General features: G+C 38.3%; 22 protein-coding genes. 18 read left to right on the forward strand and 4 right to left on the reverse strand.

All coding sequences use genetic code 11. The features are described 5' to 3' along the window. Positions 1 to 145: 145 nt before the first annotated feature. Positions 146 to 1,363 (forward strand): MFS transporter, encoded by a 1,218-nt coding sequence (locus ASG14_RS06275; RefSeq protein WP_056870124.1) that lies wholly within the window; start codon positions 146 to 148, stop codon positions 1,361 to 1,363. Positions 1,364 to 1,526: 163 nt separating this feature from the next. On the opposite strand, the gene ASG14_RS06280 is transcribed toward ASG14_RS06275, so the two are convergent. The 3 genes from ASG14_RS06280 to yihA form a co-directional block, all read right to left on the reverse strand. Then, positions 1,527 to 3,233: a M3 family oligoendopeptidase gene (locus ASG14_RS06280; protein WP_056870125.1), complete on the reverse strand. Its 1,707-nt coding sequence runs from the start codon at positions 3,231 to 3,233 to the stop codon at positions 1,527 to 1,529. An 80-nt stretch (positions 3,234 to 3,313) separates the two neighbouring features. Further along, positions 3,314 to 4,171 carry a UbiA-like polyprenyltransferase gene (locus tag ASG14_RS06285; protein WP_056870126.1) on the reverse strand — a complete coding sequence of 286 codons (858 nt, stop codon included), beginning with the start codon at positions 4,169 to 4,171 and terminating at the stop codon, positions 3,314 to 3,316. 38 nt (positions 4,172 to 4,209) lie between these two features. Then, entirely contained in the window at positions 4,210 to 4,830 is a 621-nt protein-coding gene (gene yihA / locus ASG14_RS06290) for a ribosome biogenesis GTP-binding protein YihA/YsxC (RefSeq protein ID WP_056870127.1), read from the reverse strand. Positions 4,831 to 4,964: 134 nt separating this feature from the next. Here yihA and ubiE point away from each other — a divergent pair, with 134 nt between their 5' ends. The 15 genes from ubiE (at position 4,965) to ASG14_RS06370 (ending at position 19,886) form a co-directional block, all read left to right on the forward strand. Next, positions 4,965 to 5,696, forward strand: a complete 732-nt coding sequence (gene ubiE / locus ASG14_RS06295) for a bifunctional demethylmenaquinone methyltransferase/2-methoxy-6-polyprenyl-1,4-benzoquinol methylase UbiE (RefSeq protein ID WP_056870128.1) — start codon at positions 4,965 to 4,967, stop codon at positions 5,694 to 5,696. After that, entirely contained in the window at positions 5,693 to 6,469 is a 777-nt protein-coding gene (locus ASG14_RS06300; RefSeq protein ID WP_056870129.1) for an outer membrane beta-barrel protein, read from the forward strand. Before ubiE ends, ASG14_RS06300 begins: the two co-directional genes overlap by 4 nt. Positions 6,470 to 6,551: 82 nt before the next feature. Then, entirely contained in the window at positions 6,552 to 7,313 is a 762-nt protein-coding gene (locus ASG14_RS06305) for an SDR family NAD(P)-dependent oxidoreductase (protein WP_056870269.1), read from the forward strand. A 65-nt stretch (positions 7,314 to 7,378) separates the two neighbouring features. Further along, positions 7,379 to 7,825, forward strand: a complete 447-nt coding sequence (locus tag ASG14_RS06310; protein ID WP_056870130.1) for a GatB/YqeY domain-containing protein — start codon at positions 7,379 to 7,381, stop codon at positions 7,823 to 7,825. A gap of 180 nt (positions 7,826 to 8,005) precedes the next feature. Continuing rightward, complete coding sequence (locus tag ASG14_RS06315) at positions 8,006 to 8,770, forward strand: alpha/beta fold hydrolase (protein ID WP_056870131.1); 765 nt, start codon at positions 8,006 to 8,008, stop codon at positions 8,768 to 8,770. Continuing rightward, positions 8,770 to 9,432 (forward strand): CBS domain-containing protein, encoded by a 663-nt coding sequence (locus ASG14_RS06320; RefSeq protein ID WP_056870132.1) that lies wholly within the window; start codon positions 8,770 to 8,772, stop codon positions 9,430 to 9,432. Before ASG14_RS06315 ends, ASG14_RS06320 begins: the two co-directional genes overlap by 1 nt. A gap of 377 nt (positions 9,433 to 9,809) precedes the next feature. After that, a complete protein-coding gene (locus tag ASG14_RS06330) occupies positions 9,810 to 10,691 on the forward strand; it encodes an NAD kinase (RefSeq protein WP_056870134.1) in 882 nt (293 codons plus the stop codon). Between the two features lie 2 nt (positions 10,692 to 10,693). Continuing rightward, positions 10,694 to 11,491, forward strand: a complete 798-nt coding sequence (locus tag ASG14_RS06335) for a DUF6089 family protein (protein ID WP_056870135.1) — start codon at positions 10,694 to 10,696, stop codon at positions 11,489 to 11,491. Between the two features lie 19 nt (positions 11,492 to 11,510). Continuing rightward, on the forward strand, positions 11,511 to 12,251 hold the full coding sequence (locus ASG14_RS06340) for an isoprenyl transferase (protein ID WP_056870136.1): 741 nt from the start codon (positions 11,511 to 11,513) through the stop codon (positions 12,249 to 12,251). 152 nt (positions 12,252 to 12,403) lie between these two features. Further along, entirely contained in the window at positions 12,404 to 14,947 is a 2,544-nt protein-coding gene (bamA, locus tag ASG14_RS06345) for an outer membrane protein assembly factor BamA (protein WP_056870270.1), read from the forward strand. A 104-nt stretch (positions 14,948 to 15,051) separates the two neighbouring features. Continuing rightward, positions 15,052 to 15,582, forward strand: a complete 531-nt coding sequence (locus ASG14_RS06350; RefSeq protein WP_056870137.1) for an OmpH family outer membrane protein — start codon at positions 15,052 to 15,054, stop codon at positions 15,580 to 15,582. Positions 15,583 to 15,641: 59 nt separating this feature from the next. Beyond that, a complete protein-coding gene (locus tag ASG14_RS06355; RefSeq protein ID WP_056870138.1) occupies positions 15,642 to 16,217 on the forward strand; it encodes an OmpH family outer membrane protein in 576 nt (191 codons plus the stop codon). A gap of 160 nt (positions 16,218 to 16,377) precedes the next feature. Next, positions 16,378 to 17,202, forward strand: coding sequence for a glutamate racemase (gene murI / locus ASG14_RS06360; protein ID WP_056870139.1), 825 nt, complete (start codon positions 16,378 to 16,380; stop codon positions 17,200 to 17,202). Between the two features lie 87 nt (positions 17,203 to 17,289). Continuing rightward, positions 17,290 to 19,191, forward strand: a complete 1,902-nt coding sequence (locus ASG14_RS06365) for a class II glutamine amidotransferase (protein ID WP_056870140.1) — start codon at positions 17,290 to 17,292, stop codon at positions 19,189 to 19,191. Positions 19,192 to 19,331: 140 nt separating this feature from the next. Then, entirely contained in the window at positions 19,332 to 19,886 is a 555-nt protein-coding gene (locus ASG14_RS06370) for a hypothetical protein (RefSeq protein WP_056870141.1), read from the forward strand. On the opposite strand, the gene ASG14_RS06375 is transcribed toward ASG14_RS06370, so the two are convergent. Next, entirely contained in the window at positions 19,887 to 20,513 is a 627-nt protein-coding gene (locus ASG14_RS06375; protein ID WP_056870142.1) for a LysE family translocator, read from the reverse strand. A gap of 143 nt (positions 20,514 to 20,656) precedes the next feature. On the opposite strand from ASG14_RS06375, the gene ASG14_RS06380 reads away from it, so the two are divergent. Next, positions 20,657 to 22,090: an MFS transporter gene (locus ASG14_RS06380; protein WP_056870143.1), complete on the forward strand. Its 1,434-nt coding sequence runs from the start codon at positions 20,657 to 20,659 to the stop codon at positions 22,088 to 22,090. A gap of 63 nt (positions 22,091 to 22,153) precedes the next feature. After that, entirely contained in the window at positions 22,154 to 22,612 is a 459-nt protein-coding gene (locus tag ASG14_RS06385) for a dCMP deaminase family protein (protein WP_056870144.1), read from the forward strand. Positions 22,613 to 22,746: the final 134 nt, after the last annotated feature.

Genomic DNA, 22,746 nt, shown 5'->3' on the forward strand with positions numbered 1-22,746 from the left:
TAAAAATTCCAGAATATTTGCAAAGCATAAGCGATTATTTGAATGGCATAATTGTCGAATTAACTAAAAGTATACTTTTGCCGTAGAATTAAATCAGAAGGGAGTTTTTAAAGATTCTTCTGTTTGATTTTAAACATATTCCGAAATGGTTACTAAACAAACATCCTACATTAAAGAGAAAAACCAGGGCATTGCTACAATTTTAGCGTTCGCTCTAATTCCTTTATCTGGTTTCGCTACCGACATTTACATACCTTCATTACCTACAATGTCAGGAGAAATGGGCGTTAGCAGCGTTCAGGTGCAACTTACACTGAGTATTTTTTTGATAAGCTATGGGGTAGCGCAACTTTTTGTTGGTAGTATTCTGGATAGTTTCGGTAGATACAAAATTTGCTTGTACAGCTTACTGATATTTACTGCAGCCAGTATTGTTATTGCAACAACTCATAATATTTATTTAATTTATTTGATGAGAATTATCCACGGCCTTTCTGTGGGTGCAATTGTGGTGGCCAAACGTGCCTATTTTGTAGATCTTTTTTCGGGCGATAAACTGAAACATTACCTAAGTCTGTTTTCGATTATATGGTCTACCGGCCCAATTGTGGCGCCCTTTGTAGGTGGTTATTTACAAACCGCTTTCGGTTGGGAATCTAACTTTTACTTTTTGGCCGGTTTTGCCTTAGTTTTCGCTATTCTCGAGTATGTTTTTAGTGGCGAAACCCTAAGTCACTTCACCGATTTTCAGCTGCGAAAAATTATCAGCATTTATACCGATATGATTAAAACCACAAGTTTTGCCTTGGGTATTGTAATGCTCGGGTTGGCCTACTGCATGGTTATGGTTTACAACATGACCGGGCCATTTATAATCGAGCATGAGTTAAAATTTTCTCCGGTTATTGCCGGGTACAGCTCTTTGGTTTTGGGCTTTGCCTGGATGGTAGGTGGTTTTATTGGCAAGGCTACAATTAACCGTCCCTTTTTTAAACGTTTAGCTATTAACTCTGCACTTCAGTTGGCTTTCGTTATTTTAATGATTTTAAGCTTAAACTTTGTTAGCAACCTCTTTTCGTTAATTTTTTTCGCCTTCATTATTCACATTGGCGCAGGATTTACATTTAACAATTATTTTACCTTTTGTCTGAGCAAATTCCCCAAAAATGCTGGAATCGCCGGCGGTTTAACCGGAGGGATCACCTACGTAATCGTGTCATTTCTGAGTTATGGTATTGTTAATATGTTTCCGGCAAAGGATGAAAGAAACCTTAGTTTTAGTTATCTGGTGATGATTGTGATTTCAGTTTTGGTGATGTTTTTAATTATGAAAACAAGAAGACAAGATGAAGCCGAAGTTTAGTTAGCTGATTTTTTTTTTAATCTACGGGAAATTAACCCTGAAGATAACATTGCCGATGGCGGCTATTCTAAACCTTCAGCACAAATACGAAATCACAAAAAATTAGCCCACAAAAAAAGTCGCGTTAGCACAACGCGACTTTTTTTGTTAATAGCTGACTGATCTAGCCTAACTTTTCAAGTTCTTCTTTTACAAAAGCAGCTAACTCTTTTACGTATTCAGCGCTGAAGTCGAACTTAATGCCCGCTGTTTCATAAATCTCATTCATCGGTTTGGTATAACCCAATGCGAGTGCAGCAAGGTACTGATCTAGCGCTTTGGCAGGATTTTCCTTATAATTTTTCCAAACGGCGATGGCACCAAGCTGAGCGATTGCATATTCGATATAATAGAAAGGAACCTCAAATAAATGCAATTGTTTCTGCCAACCATTTCCGAACTCCTGATCTAAATCTGTCCAATCGGCGAAACCCGCACCAAAACGATTGTAAATTTGCTTAAAAGTTTCCTCTCTGTCGGCTGCTGTATGGTTTGGGTTTGTATAAATCCAATGTTGAAACTGATCTATCACGGCCACCCAAGGCAATGTTTTCAAAACGTCGGCAAGTTGTTCTCTTTTAGCACGGATTAAATCTTCTTCATTATCGAAATAAACATTCCAGTTATCCATTGATATCAGTTCCATACTCATCGATGCGAGTTCGGCTACTTCCGATGGGCAATGTTTGAAATCGTTCAACTCCAAATTCGCCGTTAAAAAGGTGTGTATTGCATGGCCGCCTTCATGAACCATTGTCGTTAAATCACGAAGTGAATTAGCTGAGTTCATGAAAATAAAAGGTGCACCTGTTTCGGCCAAAGGATAGTTATAGCCACCTGGTGCTTTTCCCTTTCTGCTCTCAACATCAAAAAGCTTGTTCGCTTTCATCGTTGAAAGTTTCTCGCCAAGCTTTGTATCAATCGCGTTAAAACAGGCAATACTTTTATCAATAAGCTCCTCGCCATTATTAAAAGGTTTCAAAGCAGGCTTTCCGCTTACGCTAACTTCCAAATCCCATGGCTTCAGCACTTCTAATCCTAGAGCTTCGCGGCGTTTTTCGGCCTGCGCTCTTAAAATCGGGACAATTTCTTTTTCAATTGCGTTTGCAAAGTCGTAACAATCCTGTGGTGTGTAGTCAAATCGCCCCAAAGCCTGAAACATATAATCGCGGTAGTTTTCAAAACCGGCATTCAGCGCAACCTGATTTCTTAACTTTATCAATTCATCAAAAAGAATATTCAAATCATCTTTGTCGATAAGCCTTCTTTGTTGAATCGTTTTCCAGGCATTTTCACGCACTTCGCGGTTTAAATCCTTTACAAAAATCGAAGCTTGTTCAAGCGTATATTCCTGCCCGTTAATTTCTACACTCATTGCGCCAGTTATGCCCTGATATTTCTGCTGCTTTACCTGTAATTCCGTAAATAATTCAATATTTTCACTGTGATAAAGCTCAAGCGCTTTTTTAATTGCACGGCTGTAAACGAAGAATTTTTCTTTGTCCAAATCATCCATAAAAGGACTGTCAACAAATTTTTTATTTAATTCATTGGATAAAGGCGAAATCTTTGGCTCTATTTCTTCAGCAAAGTATTGAAAATTCTTAACCAACTCTTCGTTTGCTGTGTCGCAGCTCATTTTTATGTACCTCCAGGCGAAATCTTCTTCTAAGGCCGCTTCTAATTCTGACCGGTCTTTTAACCAATGCTCCAATTCATCAGCACTGTTGATTTCCCGGTTTTTCAATTCGGTAAAAAGTGGTTCCAAGGCTTCCCAGGTAATGGTTAAATTTTCGGGAATATATGTTCGGGGTTTTTTATTGATAATCATAATTTTAAAACTATTGAATAAGTGATTTTTGAATGATGGAGCAAAGCTTTGTAAAGGGTGGAAAACATCCGCTCATTTCATCATTTGTTTCTTATATACGCATCTATTAAGAAGCAAATTGCAAATACTACAGATGCATAGCCGTTTAAGGTTTGAAACGCCTTGTTTACCTTACTAATGTCGTTCGGTTTTACAAGCAGGTGCTGATAGACCAGCATTGAACAGAAAAATACAATGCCTACGTAATAAACCCAGCTAAATTCAGTAAAAAATATTGGTAAGATTACGCACAAGGCTGAAAATATGTGCAATAAAACAGAAACATTTAATGCGTTTTTTATACCAAGCGCAGATGGAATCGAGTGCAGCTTTTCTTCACGGTCGAAATCTTCATCCTGCAAGGCATAAATAATATCGAAACCGCTAACCCAGAAAAGTACTGCTAAAGAATATAAAACGGGAACTACGGCAAAATGGCCTGTAACAGCAATATACGCACCAATTGGCGCTAACGATAAACCGAGGCCCAAAACCAAATGGCAAAGCGCAGTAAATCTTTTTGTATAGCTATAAAACAACACAACAAATAACGCAACAGGCGATAGATAAAAGCAAAGCGGATTTATAAAATAAGTTGTTACGGCAAACAATACACAATTTGCGATAACAAAGATTAACGCTTCATTGGCCGATACTTTTCCGGCCGGAATATCACGCATTTTAGTCCGTGGGTTTTTAGCATCAATATTTCTATCCAGATAGCGGTTAAAGGCCATAGCCGAATTGCGTGCGAAAACCATACAAAGCAACACCAATAGTAGTTTTTCCCATCTAAAAGGGGCATCTGTTGTGGTAACACCTAAAAAAAATCCAATCATGGCAAACGGTAGCGCGAATACCGAGTGTGCGAAAAGTACAAGTGAAAAGTATTTCTTCATTTTTATATATGTACGAAATTTATGGAGCGGCAGACTGCTTAAAATTTGTTGATAACAGGTTTTACAAAGTCTTTATTCACTTCATAAATGAAATTTAAAACGTCTTCTTTTCCGGTTTGTTTCTCTGCGGATGTTACAATAGTAGTTGGAATTTCTTCAAAAAACTCGCCCAGCTTTTTCTTAAAAGCAGCAACATTTTTCAGCGATTCATTCATGCCTTGCTTATCTGCTTTGGTAAATAGCAGCGCAAAAGGAATTTGTTTTTCGCCTAACCAGTAACAGAACTCAATATCTATTTGCTGCGGTGTTAAACGGCTATCTATCAAAACAAAAACACATTGAAGGCTCTCTCTTTTGGTGATGTATGCACGGATAAATTTTTCCCATTTCTCTCTGCTGGTTTTTGAAACTTTGGCATAACCGTAGCCGGGCAAATCCACAATGTACCAGGCTTCGTTAATTAAGAAGTGATTTATTAATTGTGTTTTGCCGGGGCGCTGCGAAGTTTTTGCAAGTCCGTGGTGGTTAACCAACATGTTAATTAGAGAAGATTTACCCACGTTAGAGCGGCCGATAAATGCGTACTCGGGCATTGTTGGCGCTGGTAAAGCCGAGATTTGGGTGTTGCTGCAAACAAATGTTGCCGTTTTGATAATCATGTTACAAAGGTAGTAATTTTGAGAGGATGGTTAACGTCTGATGTTTTTTAACTGCTTTACTGCTGCGCATTTGACATTTCACCGATTAAAACAATTTAAACAGTGAAACAATAAAGTTATCTTTGCCACACAACATGAATCAGAATATTACACCATACCAAGTAGAGGATGCAACTAAAAAAGAGCAGGTTGCAACCATGTTCAATAACATTTCTGGCACTTACGATTTTTTGAATCATTTCCTTTCGCTAGGAATTGATGTTTTATGGCGTAAGAAAGCGATTAAAGAATTGGTTTCCATCCATCCGAGAATTATGCTCGATGTGGCTACCGGAACTGGTGATTTCGCTTTTGAAGCAATCAAAAAACTACATCCCGAAAAAATAATTGGCGTTGATATTTCTGAGGGGATGCTGGAAGTGGCCAAGAAGAAAATTAATGAACGTAGCCTGAATGAAACTTTCTCTGTTCAACTGGGCGATTCTGAAGGTTTGCATTTTGCCGACGATACCTTCGATGCCATCACGGTGGCTTATGGTGTTCGTAATTTCGAACACCTTGAGCAAGGATTAAGCGATATGTTCAGGGTGCTAAAACCGGGAGGTAAACTTGTTGTATTGGAATTCTCCAAGCCAAAAGTTTTTCCTGTGAAGCAGCTATACAACTTTTATTTTAAACATATAACTCCTTTTTTCGGCAAGCTGTTTTCTAAAGATGCCAGGGCATATAGTTATTTGCCAGAATCAGTGGCGGCTTTCCCGGATGGGATTGAATTTACAAGTTTGATGGAAAAAGTAGGTTTCAAAAGTACCAAACAGAAAATTCTTACGTTTGGAATAAGTTCGATATACACCGGTTCTAAATGATAAAAAAATTAAGTTTCATCATCCTGCTTTTTACAATCGCAACAACATCATTTGCCCAAAACTGGGGTGGAGGTGTAGATGATGAAGACTTACATTTTGGCTTTAGTTTTCAGTATATTTCTGCCGAGTATAAAATTTTAAAGAATGCAAACTGGCGTGATCCTTATTTCGACCCTTTTGATGGGAAACAGGTAACTCAACCTATGAAAGCAATCTCCAGTCCGCCATCTGTAGGTTTTGGATTGGGCTTTGTTGTAAACAGGCGAATTTCTGAAAATTTTGATTTGCGTGCTACACCTTCATTAATTTTTAGCGACAGGGTGGTGCGTTACGAATATGAGCCGGCTCCGGTAAGTACTCAGCAAAATCCAACATTCGATGCACAAAGTAGCTTTCAAACATCAATTGATAAGAAAGTTCAGGCTACCATGTTCGAAATTCCTGTTGGAATAAAAATTAAATCGAACAGGTTAAATAATTTTAGGGCTTACTGGCTTGGCGGTGCAAAATACTCGATGGACATCGCTTCAAAAAAGAAAACTTTTGATGAAGGGGAAATACCAATAAATAAACTGCTTAAAAACAAGAGGAATTACCTTTCTTACGAAACAGGGATTGGGTTTGATTTATATTTCGAGTACTTCAAAATGTCGCCAGAGCTAAAGCTATCGTATTCTATGAGTGATATTTTACAGCACGATAACACTGCTTTCGCAAATCCGATTGATAAAACTAAGTTGCGTCATTTTACATTCAGTTTGTTTTTCGAGTAAAAGAGCAATCCAAAAAAACTTACCTTTGTTGCCATTGAGGAAAGCATGTGAAATGTTTTCCAGGGATTATAAATTCATAAAAATGGCTAAAATTGCATTAATAACAGGCGCAACTTCTGGAATCGGCGAAGCTTGCGCTCACCGCTTTGCCCAAAATGGTTACAACCTGATTCTGGTTGCCCGCCGGGAAGACCGTTTAGCAAAAATTTCCCATCACCTTGAAGATAAATATGCAGTTGAAATTATGCAGGTATTGGTTGATGTGCGTGATAAAGAAAGCCTGAATACGGCGTTTAATACAATTTCTGCGGATTGGAAAAATGTTGATGTGTTAATTAATAACGCAGGGCTGAGTCAGGGTTTAGACCCAATTGATAAAGGAAATACAGAAGATTGGGATACCATGATTGATACCAATGTTAAAGGATTGCTTTACGTTACGAAAATTGTTTCCAACTGGATGATTCCAAATAAATCCGGACACATTATAAACATCGGATCCATTGCCGGGCAGGAAGTTTATCCCAACGGAAATGTATATTGTGCCACCAAGCATGCTGTAGATGCACTAAGTAAATCTATGCGGATAGATCTTTTACAGCATGAAATTAAAGTAACTGCAATTAACCCGGGTATGGTAGAAACGGAGTTTTCGGTTGTGCGGTTTAAAGGCGATGCCGAACGGGCTAAAAACGTTTATGCAGGTTTAGAGCCATTAATTGCCGATGATATTGCCGATGCAATATGGTATGTTGTAAGCAGGCCTAAACATGTAAACATTAACGATATGCTTATAATGCCTACAGCCCAGGCAACAGCTACACTTGTAAACAGAGCTGGATAACTGTTAAATTAATTTAGCTATAAGGTTTAAAACTGACCGATTAACGATTAAATAATCAAACGAAGATGATATCAAACACAATAGATCAGGAAATAAAAAAAGCCATGTTGGCTAAAAATGATGCTCAGTTAAGAGGGCTAAGGGCTATAAAGGCCGCAATTCTTTTGGCTAAAACGGAAAAAGGTGCTTCTGAAGAAATTACCGAAGAGACGGAATTAAAAATTCTTCAGAAACTGATTAAGCAACGCCGTGAATCTGCCGACATTTACAAGCAACAAAATCGCGAAGACTTATACAAAGTAGAAGAGGAAGAAATTGAGGTTATTAATCAGTTTTTGCCAAAGCAATTAGATAGGGGTGAAGTTGAAGGTATAATTGCGGATGTTATCAAACAATCGGGCGCAACATCAGTTAAAGATATGGGGAAGGTGATGGGCATGGCCAATAAAGCGCTTGCCGGTAAAGCCGATGGGAAGTTAATTGCTGAGATTGTTAAAGAGAAATTAGCTTAAAACAAATTTACACACATCGCGTGCCGGGTATAAGGGATTGAAAAATATTTAACTTATACCTCAGTTGGCTGAAATTGCCGTTTATGTACCGTTTTCCGTTTTATTTCAGAAAAATGGAACAGAAATGCATAAAATTAATTTTACTCTACTAACTTAGTAGCAATATACTATTCAGAATATATGAAATACCAGGTAACAGAAGAAGAAGGATTTAAATACGTAGAAGCCGGACAAGGTGAAACACTGGTATTACTTCACGGTTTAATGGGCGAATTGAGCAACTGGGAATTGGTTATTGAACAGTTTAAAGATCGTTACCGTGTTGTTGTTCCTATCCTTCCTATTTACGAGTTACCCATTTTAACACTTGGGGTTAAGGCTTTGTCGAGATACTTGCATCGCTTCTTAAAATTTAAAAACCTTGGGCAGGTGGTGCTTATTGGTAATTCGCTGGGCGGCCATGTTGGCCTGGTTTTTACTGTTGCGCACCAGGAGTTTGTGAAAGCGTTGGTGCTAACTGGCAGTTCAGGATTGTATGAAAACGCGTTTGGAGGCTCTTTTCCTCGTAGAGAAAGCTACGATTATATAAAAGAAAAGGTTGAATTCACTTTTTATGACCCGGCTACTGCCACTCCTGAACTTGTAGAAGAGGTTTTCAAAACTGTAAATGACAGGTCAAGGGTAATTCGGATTTTAACAATGGCTAAGTCTGCCATTCGACACAATATGGGCAAGGAGTTATCAAAAATCACCATCCCGGTTTCATTAATCTGGGGCAAAAATGATAAGGTAACGCCGCCAGAAGTTGCAGAAGAGTTTCACCAGTTGCTTCCCAATTCAGAATTAAACTGGGTTGATAAATGTGGGCATGCGCCAATGATGGAGCATCCTGAACAATTTAACGCTTACTTAGAAAAATTTTTAGATAGGATACTATTAAAATAATGTTTGCTGAAGAAATCATATCCAATGTTATACCGCCCATAAAAACGGACGACACGGTGCAGAAAGCTTTAGATCGTATGAACGAATTTAAGCTAAAGCATATGCCTGTGGTAAACGACGTGCAGTTTTTAGGCTTACTTTCTGAAGATGATTTACTCGAAATACGCAACCATGATATTTTGATTAAAGATGTATCTGTAAATTTATTAAACGCGTTCGTTTTTAACAATGCGCATACTTACGATGTACTTAGATTGTTAAGTACACTTAAATTAACAGCAGTTCCGGTACTCGACCAGCAGAAAAATTACGCCGGTTTAATCTCAATAAATAACATTATCGATTCTGTTGCCGAATTATATGCGGTTAATGAGCCAGGTGGCATCATTGTTTTGGAAATTAGCAACCGCGATAATTCCCTTGCGCACATCGCTCAAATTGTAGAAGCAGATAATGCACAAATTCTGTCATCATACGTAAATTCTTTCGAAGATTCTACCCGGCTTGAGGTAACGTTAAAAGTGAATAAAACTGAGATTACATCTTTGGTTGCGTCCTTCGAACGATACGATTATCAGGTAAAAGAGGTGTATAACAACACTCAAATCGATGATGGTTCTCAAGAGCGTTTCGATTCTTTTATGAACTACTTAAACGTGTAGTATTCGTTGTCTGAATCTGAATAGTTTTATTGTTCAGCAATTTTAGTTCGGAAAAATCCGTCACAATAAAAAACTGCCTGAGCAAAGAATTGGTTTCTGCTTACAATAAAAATGACAGGTCTAACTGGCAAAAGGCGGTATCAACTTCTAAAGATAATTCAACATATATTTTTCTTTCCTCAAACTATAAATTAAATGCCGATACCGGTTGGTAATCTTAGATTGACTTTCTTCACTGCCCCATTTCTTTTTGATGAATTCTAGCGTAGCACGCAATGAAATTTTTTAATTAACATTTATATAAAAAGAATAAGGTATTTTTGCAGCGATAAATTAAAATCAAATGTAATTTACCGCTTAAACGCTTAATTTTTACTATGAGGATTGCAATCTATGGAAGAGATTTTAATGATACCGTATTGCCTTACATACAGGAGGTTTTCGATCATTTAAAACGCCACGGTGTTCAACCGGTCCTCCACCACAAATTTAAAAATTCTTTGCATGGCAAAATAAAGGTGCCAGCCCACACTGTAATTTTCCATAACCATGAAGAATTAAAACAGCATGCTGATGTTCTGCTAAGTTTGGGTGGTGATGGAACTTTATTAGATACGCTATCGCTGATCAGAAACTCTGGCATTCCTGTTATCGGGATAAACTTCGGTCGTTTAGGCTTTTTGGCAAGTATTAACAAAGGAGAAATCGAATCAGCGTTAACTGCTTTAATTCATGGCGATTACACTTTAGATGAACGTTCTCTTTTGCGTTTAGAATCTGATAATAACCTTTTTGGTGAAGAAAACTTTGCACTGAATGATATTACCATTCATCGCCGCGATAACTCAGCAATGATGATTATCCACGCTTCAATGAATGGTGAATTTATAAACTCTTATTGGGCCGATGGTTTGATTATTGCAACACCTACTGGTTCAACAGCTTATTCACTCAGTTGCGGCGGACCAATAATTTACCCTGATTCTCAAAGTTTTGTAATTACGCCAATTGCACCGCATAATTTAAATGTTCGTCCGGTAATAATTCCCGATGATAACAATTTATCGTTTGAAGTAGAAGCTAGAGAGTCGAAGTTTCTGGTATCCTGCGATAGCAGAACAGTTACCGTAGAACGCTCCGTAAAAATTACCATAAGAAAAGCAGATTTTTGCGTAAATCTTATTCGTCTTAACAATGAAACCTATTTAAACACGTTAAGGAATAAATTATTATGGGGCATTGATACCCGTAACTACTAAGTATGGCGCTAAACAAACCTGTCTTATTCATCCTCCTTCTCGTATCAATAGCTCAAATTTCCAAAGCGCAGTCTTTTGCTACCTGGGAAATAGGCGTTTCGGCTGGGGGCGCAGGGTATATGGGTGATTTAAACCAGAATAACCCTGTTAAAATAAGTGGTGTTAATGCAGGTATCTTCGTTAAACATAACTTTTCCTCTTATCTGGGTGTTAGATTAAACTATAATTACGGGCAGATTCAGGCCAGCGATGCAGATTCAAACAACGAACAGTTTCGCGAACGTAACTTAAGTTTCAAAACCGGATTGAATGAAGGTAGCGCAATTTTCGATTTTAATTTTTTCGATTACAAAATAAATGGTGGCAACAGGCGATTTACACCTTATTTATTTGCCGGGGTTGGCCTCATAAATTTTAAGCCTGAAATAAAATACCAGGGAACAAAATACCGGCTGGACAGATTAGCAACCGAAGGGCAGGTAAATGGCTACAGCAACACGGCTTTAACAATTCCTTACGGCGGTGGCATCAGATACAACTATAAGGATGCCTGGAGCATCTTTTCCGAAATCGGCTACAGAACGGCATTTACCGATTACATTGATGATGTTAGTGGTGTTTATCCTGTAAGGCAGGTCTCTATTGGGGATAACCCATCACTGAATATTTCCGATCCTTCTTTACATCAAACCGGAGCACCTGGCGTACAAAGAGGCGATTTTAGAAAAAGAGATACTTATCTATTTGTTAGTGTTGGCATATCTTTTACCTTTGTATCCTCAAAATGCTATTCCTTTTAAGCTGATTTTGACATAATTAATGGGATTTAAAGAACAAATAGACTATAGCCGCCTGCCAAAGCACATTGCCGTAATTATGGATGGTAATGGCCGCTGGGCTAAAGGCCAGGGTAAAATGCGTGTTTTCGGACACGAACAAGGTGTACTTTCTGTGAAAGACATTGTAGAAGGTTGTGTTGAGGTTGGCATCGAGTACCTTACGCTATATGCTTTTTCTACAGAGAACTGGAGTCGCCCCAAGGAAGAAGTGGATGCTTTGATGCAAATTTTGATTTCCACGATTAACAAGGAGACAGAAACGCTGAACAAGAATAACGTTAAATTAAATGCCATCGGCAATATCGAATCGCTCCCGCAAGAATGTATCGATGACTTGAAAGAGGCCATGGCTAAAACCGCACACAACGAAAAGTGTACTTTAACACTCGCTTTAAGCTACAGCTCGAAATGGGAAATTGTAAACGCAGCAAAGAAAATTGCCGCTGCGGTAAAAAACCACGAAATTGATGTAGATAGCATTGATGAAGATTTGTTTTCATCGAAACTTACAACTGTAAATATTCCTGATCCGGAGTTAATGATACGCACCAGTGGCGAACATAGAATAAGCAATTACCTGCTTTGGCAAATGGCTTATACCGAGTTTTATTTTACCGATGTTTTATGGCCAGATTTCAGACGAGAAAACCTTTTCGAAGCCATTGTAGATTATCAAAAACGCGAAAGACGTTTTGGCAAAATTAGCGAGCAGTTAAACTAATTTTTCTTTTAACACTTTTTAACAAGGGTTTAAATTAACTTAGCAGCACTTTTATACGATAAATGTAACCACATCAGAGGTATGGAAAATAAAGCAATTTTGCTTTGTAAAACATTGCTACCTTCGTGGCCATTACTGAACAAATTATTTTAATGAAAAGAATATTTCAAGTTTTAATCCTATTAGTTTTAGCCACACCGGCCTTTGCTCAAATTCGTCCTATAGGTCAGGCTCCGGCAACTCCCTCATTGAAGGTTGGCGGCTTAGACCTAGATTATTTTAGTCCAAAAGAATTCATCATCGGCGGTACAAAAATTATAGGAACAGAATACCTTGATAAAGAAGTATTGGTAACCTTATCAAAATTAACCAAAGGTGATAAAGTTGTTTTGCCGGGCGAAGCTACGTCCGAGGCAATTAAAACACTTTGGTCGCAAGGTTTGTTTGACGATGTGAAATTAAATATCGAAAAATTTGTTCAGGATACGGTTTACTTTGAAATTGAGGTAGTTGAGCGCCCGCGTTTAAGTTCTATCGATTTAAAAGGTGTTCGCAAGTCAGAAAAAACTGCCATTCAGGAAAAGTTAAATGATAAAACAGGTAAAATCGTTAACGATAATTTATACAACACAACATCGGCTATCGTAAAAAAATACCTTTTAGATAAGGGATACTTTTTTACCACAATAAATTACACTACCCGAAAAGATCCTAACTCGGAAAACAGCGTTGTTTTAGAGGCAAATATTAATAAGGGCCATCGTGTAAAAGTACAGCATATCGATTTTACCGGAAACAAAGATTTTAAGGCCGCAAAACTTAGAAAGTATTTAAAAAGCCCGAAGCAGTTTGCATGGTGGCGTTTTTGGGGTTCGGGTAAATTCAGCAAAGAAAAATACGAAGAAAATAAAGTTAAGATGATTGCCAAAATGCACGAAAAAGGCTATCGCGATGCTGAACTTTTAAAAGATAGTATTTACCAGTTCAACAATAAAAAGGTGAACATTAAAATGGATTTATACGAAGGTAAAAAATATTACTTTGGTAAAATAACATGGGCTGGTAATGCTATTTACAGTACTGATGTTTTAAATAAAGTTTTAACCATCGAAAAGGGTGATATTTTCAGTGAAGATAAGCTAGATAAAAAAATTAATGGTGGCGGTGAAAACGGTGGTGATATTAATAGTTTGTATACCGACAACGGTTATCTGACTTTCAACATTGACCCTGTTCAAACGAAAATTTATAATGATACGGTAGATGTTGAAATGCGTATTTACGAAGGTCCGCAGTATACCAACAACCGCATTACGTTAAAGGGTAACACAATTACGAACGATAAAGTTGTTTTGCGTGAGATTCGTACCAAGCCGGGACAAAAATTTAATAAGAGCGACTTAATACGTACCGTGCGTGAAATTGGTGCTTTAGGTAACTTTGATGAGCAAAAAACCGTACCAACGCCTCGCCCTAATCCGGCAGATGGAACCGTTGATATTGAATATGCCGTAGAAGAAAAACCTTCTGACCAAATCGAACTTTCAGGTGGTTTTGGTGGTGGCCGTATCATTGGTACATTAGGCCTAACCTTTAACAACTTCTCATTAAGAAATTTATTTAACTTAAAAGCTTATAAACCTTTGCCAAAAGGCGATGGACAAAAATTAAGTTTACGTGGACAAACCAACGGTAAGTATTACCAGTCTTACAGTTTTTCATTTTCTCAACCATGGTTTGGTGGCGAGAAACCGGTTAGCTTCGGTGTAAGTGCGTTTACGTCATTACAATCAAGCGGTAATGCTGTTGGGGCAGAAGGTTATTACAAAATCCGTTTAAATGGTGTAACGGTTAGTTTGGGTAGAAGATTAAACTGGCCAGATAACTACTTCCAGTTAACGCACTCTGTAAACCTGCAACAATACATTTTGCAGAATTATCCTGGTTACTTATTTAGCACTGGTACCTCGTACAACTTAAACTTAACACAAGAGATTAGCCGCGACTCAAGGGACTCTCCAATTTTCCCGAAATCAGGTTCGTTTATCCGTTTTACAGTTCAGGCTACGCCACCGTATTCATTGTTTAACAACGTAAACTATGCAACAGCATCTGATAAAACAAAATACAGATTTACGGAATACCACAAATGGAAATTCGATTCACAATGGTTTCAACGTGTTGCCGGCAACTTTGTAATTAAGGCACAGGCGCAGTTTGGTTTCTTAGGTCAATATACTCAGGCAGTCGGCCAATCAGCATTCGAAAGATTTAAACTGGGTGGTGATGGTATGCAGGGATTTGACTTCTTACAAGGTTCTGAATTAATTGCAATGCGTGGTTACGCAAATAATACCGTAATTCCGGTTGGTTCTGACCCTACAATTGCACAGCAATCAGGTAGCCCGATTTACACAAAATATGTTTTAGAGGCCCGTTATCCTGTAATTGCGAGTCAACAGGCTACAGCTTTTGTTTTGGCCTTTGCCGAAGGTGGTAATACCTGGAATAGGTTTGGCGATTTCAATCCGTTCAATATCAGAAGATCTGTTGGTGTAGGTGCCCGTATCTTCTTACCGATATTTGGTTTGCTGGGTATTGATTATGGTTATGGCTTCGATGCGATACCTGGTTTGCCAGATGCTAATAAAGGTCAGTTCCACTTTAGTATCGCACAACAATTAGGTGGATTTTAATTGGTTATGATTAAAAAAATAATTAATTATGCAATAAAACATTATAAGTTGAGTTTATAGAAAGCTAATCTTATAAAAACTAGTCATTAAACACACACACACAAATGAAAAAGTATCTTTTTATAGCATTTTTACTTTGCACAACTTTTGGCGCTTTTGCCCAGAAGTTTGCTTATGTAGATACCGAGTATATCTTAAAGCATATGCCCGAGTACAAATCTGCATTGAGCCAGCTGGATGTAGCTTCGAAACAATGGCAGGCGCAGGTCGATCAGAATTTCAGCGAAATCGACAGGATGTATAAAGCCTATCAGGCAGATCAGGTTTTATTAACTGATGATATGCGTAAACGTCGTGAAAACGAAATTATCGAAAAAGAAAAGGCGGCTAAGGAATTTCAACGTCAGAAATTCGGTCCAGACGGTGATCTTTTCCAAAGCAGGGCAAAATTAATTAAGCCTATCCAGGATAAAGTTGCCGATGTTATTAAGCAAATTGCTAAAGCGAAATATTTAGATTTCATTTTCGATAAGAGTAGTGAAGCAACAATGATGATTTATGCAAGCAGCAGCTACGATGTTAGTAATGATGTGATTGTAAAATTAGGTTACAAACCAGGGAGTGTAAATAATTAGTATATTCGCCCCTCGAATTAAGGAAAAACAATTAAAAAAAATAAAAAGTAAAATAAAACATGAGAAAGTTAATTAACGTATTTGTTGTAGCAGCAGGTTTATTGTTTACAGCAAATATGGCAAATGCACAGCAAAAGATCGGTCACGTAAATTCAGAAGAGGTATTTGCTAACTTACCCGAATCTAAAACAGCACAAACTACTTTAGAAAACTTAAGTAAAACTAAGCAAGCTGAAATAGATGTGATGATTAAAGAATATCAGTCTAAATTAACAGCAGCACAGGCGAAAGAAAAAACCCGTAGCGAGGCTAATAAAGAAACTGTTGATAAAGAATTACAAACAGCAGCGACTGAATTACAGGATTTACAAAAACGTATTGGTGACGCCCAAACTAAAGCTCAACAAGATTTAGGTACTAAACAAGGCGAATTATTTCAACCAATTCAAGGTAAAGTAGCAACAGCAATTTCGGCTATCGCTAAAGAAAAAGGTTTAGCTTACGTTTTCGATGTTGCAAACGGACAAGGTGGTAACAATTTAGTATTCTGGGAAGGTGGTGACGACATCACTGCAGCCGTTAAAACTAAATTAGGCATTACTGCAACTGCAAAAGCTCCGGCTCCTAAAAAATAAGAACATTAAGTACTATAAAAGCGGAATTAAGGCGGACTTAATTCCGCTTTTTTGTTTAAAAGGATTACGTTCGTTAATAATTTACTAAATTGGGTATTCGCTCAAACTAAAAATACACTTTTAAAAAAAGTTTAGCCGTAATCTGGAATCATCAATAAAAATGCAGAACCCATCACCAATTGGTATTTTCGATTCAGGCTATGGCGGCTTAACCGTGTTCCGTTCCATTGCCGGGCAACTTCCGGCGTATGACTATATTTACCTCGGAGATAATGCCCGTTCCCCTTATGGTGACCATGCTTTCGAAACCATTTACCAGTATACCTTAGAATGTGTTGAATGGTTGTTTAGCAAAGGCTGTAGCCTGGTGATACTTGCGTGCAACACGGCTTCGGCAAAAGCGTTGAGAACCATCCAGCAAAAGGACTTACCTTCCAAATATCCTGATAAAAGGGTACTTGGCGTTATCAGACCGACAGCTGAAGTAATAGGCAACTTCACGCTCACGAACAATGTTGGTGTAATGGGTACCCGTGGTACTGTAAATTCTGAATCCTACTTACTCGAAATCAAAAAGTTTTTCCCTGAAATTGAAGTTCATCAACAGGCTTGTCCAATGTGGGTGCCATTAATTGAAAACAATGAACATTTACAGGCCGGCGCTGATTTTTTTGTTCAGGAATACTGTAACGCATTAACCGCACAATCTGCAGCTATTGACTGTGTTCTACTGGCATGCACACATTATCCGCTATTGTTGCCAAAGCTTAAGGCTGTTTTTCCAACGGAAACGCGTATTCTAACACAGGGTGAAATAGTAGCCAACAGTCTGGCAAATTATTTGGAAAGACATCCTGAAATTGAGTCTGGATTATCCAGGACGGGAGAGAAGGCCTTTTTCACCAGTGGTGATCCAAAAGCCTTTGATGAGCACGCTTCCATATTTTTCGGTGAAGCGTTAAAATCAGGTGTTGCTCATATTTAATCCTTTACATTTCTAGTATAAAAGAAAACATTTTTGTTTAGGTTGTAATTGTTTAAAAGGATAACTTTGCGGCTTCAAACCCACACAATGAGTGATCAGATAAAACACGAATGCGGAATCGCTTTTATTCGCCTGTTAAAACCACTTTCTTACTACCAGCAAAAGTACGGTACAGCACTTTACGGCCTTAACAAATTATATCTCTTAATGGAAAAGCAGCATAACCGGGGCCAGGATGGCGCAGGTATTGCAACCATTAAACTAGATATGAAACCTGGCAGCAGGTATATCAGCCGGTATCGTAGCATGGCATCAAATGCGGTTGCAGATATCTTCGAGTATGTTCAAAACAAGTTCGTAGATATACAGGAAAATACGCCTGAATTAATGCAGGATACAGAATGGCTCAAAAACAATGTAAGCTTTATCGGCGAAGTGTTAATGGGCCATTTACGTTATGGTACACATGGTAAAAACAGTATTGAGAACTGCCATCCTTTCTTAAGGCAAAATAACTGGATGACCAGAAACCTTGTTATTGCGGGTAATTTCAACATGACAAATGTTGATGAGCTTTTAGAGCAGTTGTATGAGTTAGGTCAGCACCCGAAAGAAAAAGCGGATACCGTTACTGTGCTCGAAAAAATCGGCCACTTTTTGGATGATGAAAATCAAGACCTTTTCGACCAATATAAAAAGGAAGGCCACGATAACGTTGCGATTACACACAAAATTTCTGACAATTTAGATATTGCCAACATCCTTCGCCGTTCGGCTAAAACCTGGGATGGTGGGTATTCAATTTGCGGAATGGTAGGAAACGGCGATTCTTTCATTATGAGAGACCCGGCTGGTATTCGTCCTGCCTACTATTATTACGATGATGAAATTGTTGTAGCAGCATCTGAGCGTCCGGCGTTGCAAACCGCTTTCAATATCCAATTTAAAGATGTTAAAGAAATTGATCCTGGTCATGCCTTAATCATTAAGAAAAATGGTGAAGTGAGCATGGAACAATTCCGCGAGCCAACTGAGCGGCTATCATGCTCTTTTGAGCGTATTTATTTCTCAAAGGGAAGTGATGTTGAAATTTACCGCGAACGGAAACAACTGGGTCGTTTGTTAAGCGATAAAGTATTGCAAGCTGTTAATTACGATTTAAAGAACACTGTTTTTTCTTTCATTCCCAACACAGCCGAAGTTGCTTTTTTTGGTTTGGTAGATGGCGTTCAGCGTTACGTACGTAATCATCAAAAAAACACATTGCTGCATAATAAAGAGCAATTAAGCGACGAGCAGCTGGATGAACTCCTATCAATGGCGCCACGTGTAGAAAAGCTTGCTGTTAAAGACGTTAAACTGAGAACTTTCATTACTCAGGATGCGGATAGAAGTGAAATGGTTGCCCACGTTTATGATACCACTTACGGCATTATAAATAACCACAAAGACACGTTGGTTGCACTTGATGATTCGATTGTGCGTGGCACAACCCTTAAGCAAAGCATTATTAAAATTGTTGACAGACTTCACCCGAAGAAAATTATTATTGTTTCATCGGCACCGCAGATTCGTTATCCTGATTGTTACGGGATTGATATGAGCAGAATGGGACAGTTTGTTGCTTTTGATGCTGCAATACAATTGTTAACAGAACGCGGCCAATGGCAGGTGATAGAGGATGTTTACGCTAAATGTAAAGCATCATTGTTATTGCCAAAAGAAGAAATTGTAAACCACGTTAAGGAAATCTACAAGCCGTTTACACCCGAAGAAATTTCGGCAAAAATTGCGCAGATTATCACGCCAAAAGGTACGGTTGCAGAGGTAGAAGTTATTTATCAAAGTTTGGAAAACCTTCATGAAGCTTGTCCGAAAAATAAAGGTGATTGGTATTTCTCTGGCAATTACCCAACTCCGGGCGGCAATAAGGTAGTAAATAAAGCTTTTGTTAACTGGAAAGAAGGAAATAATCAAAGGGCTTATTAAGTCAGAATTTCTTTTACACTAACTAGATATCTAATAGCCCGCATTTTATGCGGGCTATTTTTTTTACATATTTTAGGTGGATATTTTAAGCACTCAAACCATTTGCGGCCAAAAACGTTAAGGTTCAAAGAAAAACTGTTATGAAAAAGATATTATTGTTGCTGGTTGCTTGTTTGGCTCTGGGTTGCTCGGATAACAGCCAAAAAAAGGTTGGTGACATTATTGACGAAACAAGTGATAGCCTGGCTGCGAAAGTTGACAGGGTTGGCGATACGCTGAGCAGGGTGAAAGACGACATTAAAAGGAGTATACCCAAAGTAGAGATTGACGTGGTTAGAACCGTTCCTGTTTCGTTGCAATGGATAAGTTTTGAAGAACAGGGAAGTGCAAAACTGATAAAGAAAGCTAATGGCACCTATACCATCAATGGCGGGCAAACCAACAGCAAAAATGAGTTTTTAAAAATAGATGGAAAAATTAAGCGATTAGATGCCAATAATCTTTCTTTCGAGGGAACAATAATAACGTACGTGAAAGACAATAACGGAGGCAAGCCATGTGAAAAAACAGGTACTCAGAAATTCATGAAAAAAGATGGCAGAAACTATTACAGGTTACAAAATATGAAGAACTGCGCTGGTGGTAACCTGTTAGATTATGTAGACCTTTACGACTTGGACAAGGTTATCGATTAGTTACGCGTAGAACTTTAAATAAGTTTTTATCACCAGCCAAAAAGCGAAAAATATAATTATAACACCCGCAATTTTGTTCAGCTTTTTTAAAGAATCTTCTTTAATCTTGTAGCGTAATTTACTCGAATAGAAACTTTTTGCACCATCAATGGCAAGTTGTGTAGCCATTGCAATGAAAAAGCACACCAGCTTCTCATTAAGCATATTATTTAGTTTTACCGAAATAATACCACTAACGATAATCCAGAACATTAACGTGGATGGTGTTAATATGCACATTAAAAAGCCTTTTAACACATAGCCACGCTTACTCACTTTTTGCAGTGTAGCGCTATCGTATTGGATTGTTATTTTCGAAACTAAATAGTAAATGCCAACGGCAAGCAGAAACAATCCGCCAACCACACCAACATATTTATCAAAATCGGCCTTATACTCGAAAAACTGCGTGCCGAAAAGCACAAGGGCTATTAAAATAACATCACTAATAATTACACCAATAGCTAAAGAAAAACCAGCTTTGAAGCCCTTTTCGATACTGGTTTTTATCATTGCAAAAAATACCGGACCTGTTAAAAACGACGAAATAATCCCTGCCCCTATACCTAACAATATGGCTTCAAACATGCATTGTGTTATTTATGAATATGCGAATATGCGATTTAAAGCTAAACATATCAACTTTATTTTTGTTACAAGCTGCCTCGTAAAACTGGCTTTTTTTTAATTTTTTTTATTTAAGTTTAGCCCCACTAAAACTAAATTTTAAAATGAGTCAAGAACAAGCGCAAACCAAATGGGGGCAGTTTATTCCCTTAGTAACAGTTTTCTTTTTTTGGGGCTTCGTAGCAGCCAGTAATGATATCCTGATACCTGTATTTAAAAAAGCTTTCGATTTAACACAAAGTCAAAGTCAGTGGGTATCTCTGGCTTTCTATATTGCGTACACCGTTGGTGCATTAATATATAATGCCATTTCAGTTTTAATTAAGCAAGATATTGTTAACAAGCTGGGGTACAAAAATTCCCTCGCTTTAGGTTTAGTAATATCTGCAGTTGGAACTTTGTTGTTTTACCCTGCTGCTAACTTAGGCTCGTTTCCCTTAATGCTTTCGGGTTTATTTATTGTGGCTTTGGGCTTCTCGTTGCAGCAAACCGTGGCAAATCCGCTGGCCATTGCACTCGGCCCGATAAGAACAGGTTCGCAGCGCTTAACATTAGCGGGTGGTATTAATAACTTCGGAACTACAATTGGACCGCTGGTTGTGAGTTTTGCCATTTTTGGTTCGGCAGCAAATGCAAGTTCGAACATCAGCATAGAAAGTGTAAAAATTCCATACTTAATTTTGGGGGCTGCTTTTATTGCAGTGGCTGTATTCTTAAAATTATCATCCTTACCGGATAGACCAGCTTTAGTAGAGGCTGATGATAAAGAATTGGGCGTTAAGGGCTCGGCGTTAAAGTATCCACAACTTGTTTTGGGTATGATTGCGATTTTTGTTTACGTTGGTGTAGAAGTTTCTACAGCGAGTAACCTTCCGGCATACATGGAAAAAGATTTGGGTTTTGCCATTCAGGATATTGCACCATACATTTCGCTTTATTGGGCTAGTATGATGATTGGTCGCTGGACTGGCGCTGTTGAAGCATTTACTGATAACTTTAGTACCCAGAAAATACTAAGATTTGTTGCGCCTTACCTTGCTTTCGGGATTTTCTTAGCCGTTAATGCAATTGCGAAACACGACCTTGCACCATTTTATGTGTATGGATTAATAATTTTGGTTTTAATCATTGCTGATATGGCAAGTAAAGGAAATCCGGCGAGGATGCTCTTAATATTCTCTGTTATTGGGATCAGCGCTTTATTAATAGGAATGTTTACAACCGGCATGGTGAGCGTTTATGCGATAACCAGTGTTGGTTTATTTTGCAGCACTTTGTGGCCGTGTATTTTCACACTTGCCGTTAGCGGACTTGGTAAAAACACGAGTCAGGGAAGTAGTTTTTTAATTATGATGATTATGGGTGGCGGCATCATTAGCTGGTTGCAAGGTTATGTATCTGAGTTTACTGGTATTCAGCACAGTTATATTGTTGGCGTACTTTGCTTCGCTTACCTCGCTTTTTATGCGGTTAGGGTTAGCGGAATTTTAAAATCGCAGGGCATCGATTTCGACAGAAAAATTGCCGGCGGACATTAAAATATAATAAACTAATTTTACAGCCACAGGAAATATATTTCTGTGGCTTTTTTCATTTTATGCATGATTAACAAACCGAGCTTCGACAGTATTTTTATGAACTTGGCGACTGAGCTTGCCACGCGATCACATTGCGTTCGTGCGCACGTTGGCGCTGTATTAACAAAAGATACGCGTATCATTTCTATAGGCTACAATGGGCCGCCTGCGGGCACACATAATTGCGATGAAGAATGGCCTGAAACCGGCTGTGCCCGCGACAGCAAGGGAAGTTGTTCGCTGGCGCTTCATGCCGAGGAAAATGCGATTCTGTATGCCTCAAAAAACGGTGCGAAAATTGAAGGTTGTACCTTGTACACAACTTTATCGCCTTGCATTGCCTGTGCCCGGTTGATTCTCTCATCCGGAATAAAATTAGTTTATTACTCAAAATCGTATGCAGCTTACAAAGGCTTGCCAAGCGATGAAGGCGTGGACTTTTTGAGAAAATTTGGTGTGGAAGTTAAACTTATGGAATCCTGAAAAAAGCAAGGCTTTAAATTGATAGATTGTTAAATTGGTTGCTTTGCTGGCAAATAGGTTGGCAACAAAACGAAATGTGGGTTCAATTTATGGCGAATTCCAGTCTTGTTCACCAAACAATAATCTCTTAATAA

The sequence above is a fragment of the Pedobacter sp. Leaf194 genome, from assembly GCF_001423945.1.
In the GTDB taxonomy this organism is placed as follows: domain Bacteria; phylum Bacteroidota; class Bacteroidia; order Sphingobacteriales; family Sphingobacteriaceae; genus Pedobacter.

Excerpts from the sequence above, each read along its gene's own strand:
- ASG14_RS06275 (WP_056870124.1), top strand. The coding sequence starts at position 146 with ATGGTTACTAAACAAACATCCTACATTAAAGAGAAAAACCAGGGCATT.
- ASG14_RS06280 (WP_056870125.1), bottom strand. The coding sequence starts at position 3,233 with ATGATTATCAATAAAAAACCCCGAACATATATTCCCGAAAATTTAACC.
- ASG14_RS06285 (WP_056870126.1), bottom strand. The coding sequence starts at position 4,171 with ATGAAGAAATACTTTTCACTTGTACTTTTCGCACACTCGGTATTCGCG.
- yihA (WP_056870127.1), bottom strand. The coding sequence starts at position 4,830 with ATGATTATCAAAACGGCAACATTTGTTTGCAGCAACACCCAAATCTCG.
- ubiE (WP_056870128.1), top strand. The coding sequence starts at position 4,965 with ATGAATCAGAATATTACACCATACCAAGTAGAGGATGCAACTAAAAAA.
- ASG14_RS06300 (WP_056870129.1), top strand. The coding sequence starts at position 5,693 with ATGATAAAAAAATTAAGTTTCATCATCCTGCTTTTTACAATCGCAACA.
- ASG14_RS06305 (WP_056870269.1), top strand. The coding sequence starts at position 6,552 with ATGGCTAAAATTGCATTAATAACAGGCGCAACTTCTGGAATCGGCGAA.
- ASG14_RS06310 (WP_056870130.1), top strand. The coding sequence starts at position 7,379 with ATGATATCAAACACAATAGATCAGGAAATAAAAAAAGCCATGTTGGCT.
- ASG14_RS06315 (WP_056870131.1), top strand. The coding sequence starts at position 8,006 with ATGAAATACCAGGTAACAGAAGAAGAAGGATTTAAATACGTAGAAGCC.
- ASG14_RS06320 (WP_056870132.1), top strand. The coding sequence starts at position 8,770 with ATGTTTGCTGAAGAAATCATATCCAATGTTATACCGCCCATAAAAACG.
- ASG14_RS06330 (WP_056870134.1), top strand. The coding sequence starts at position 9,810 with ATGAGGATTGCAATCTATGGAAGAGATTTTAATGATACCGTATTGCCT.
- ASG14_RS06335 (WP_056870135.1), top strand. The coding sequence starts at position 10,694 with ATGGCGCTAAACAAACCTGTCTTATTCATCCTCCTTCTCGTATCAATA.
- ASG14_RS06340 (WP_056870136.1), top strand. The coding sequence starts at position 11,511 with ATGGGATTTAAAGAACAAATAGACTATAGCCGCCTGCCAAAGCACATT.
- bamA (WP_056870270.1), top strand. The coding sequence starts at position 12,404 with ATGAAAAGAATATTTCAAGTTTTAATCCTATTAGTTTTAGCCACACCG.
- ASG14_RS06350 (WP_056870137.1), top strand. The coding sequence starts at position 15,052 with ATGAAAAAGTATCTTTTTATAGCATTTTTACTTTGCACAACTTTTGGC.
- ASG14_RS06355 (WP_056870138.1), top strand. The coding sequence starts at position 15,642 with ATGAGAAAGTTAATTAACGTATTTGTTGTAGCAGCAGGTTTATTGTTT.
- murI (WP_056870139.1), top strand. The coding sequence starts at position 16,378 with ATGCAGAACCCATCACCAATTGGTATTTTCGATTCAGGCTATGGCGGC.
- ASG14_RS06365 (WP_056870140.1), top strand. The coding sequence starts at position 17,290 with ATGAGTGATCAGATAAAACACGAATGCGGAATCGCTTTTATTCGCCTG.
- ASG14_RS06370 (WP_056870141.1), top strand. The coding sequence starts at position 19,332 with ATGAAAAAGATATTATTGTTGCTGGTTGCTTGTTTGGCTCTGGGTTGC.
- ASG14_RS06375 (WP_056870142.1), bottom strand. The coding sequence starts at position 20,513 with ATGTTTGAAGCCATATTGTTAGGTATAGGGGCAGGGATTATTTCGTCG.
- ASG14_RS06380 (WP_056870143.1), top strand. The coding sequence starts at position 20,657 with ATGAGTCAAGAACAAGCGCAAACCAAATGGGGGCAGTTTATTCCCTTA.
- ASG14_RS06385 (WP_056870144.1), top strand. The coding sequence starts at position 22,154 with ATGATTAACAAACCGAGCTTCGACAGTATTTTTATGAACTTGGCGACT.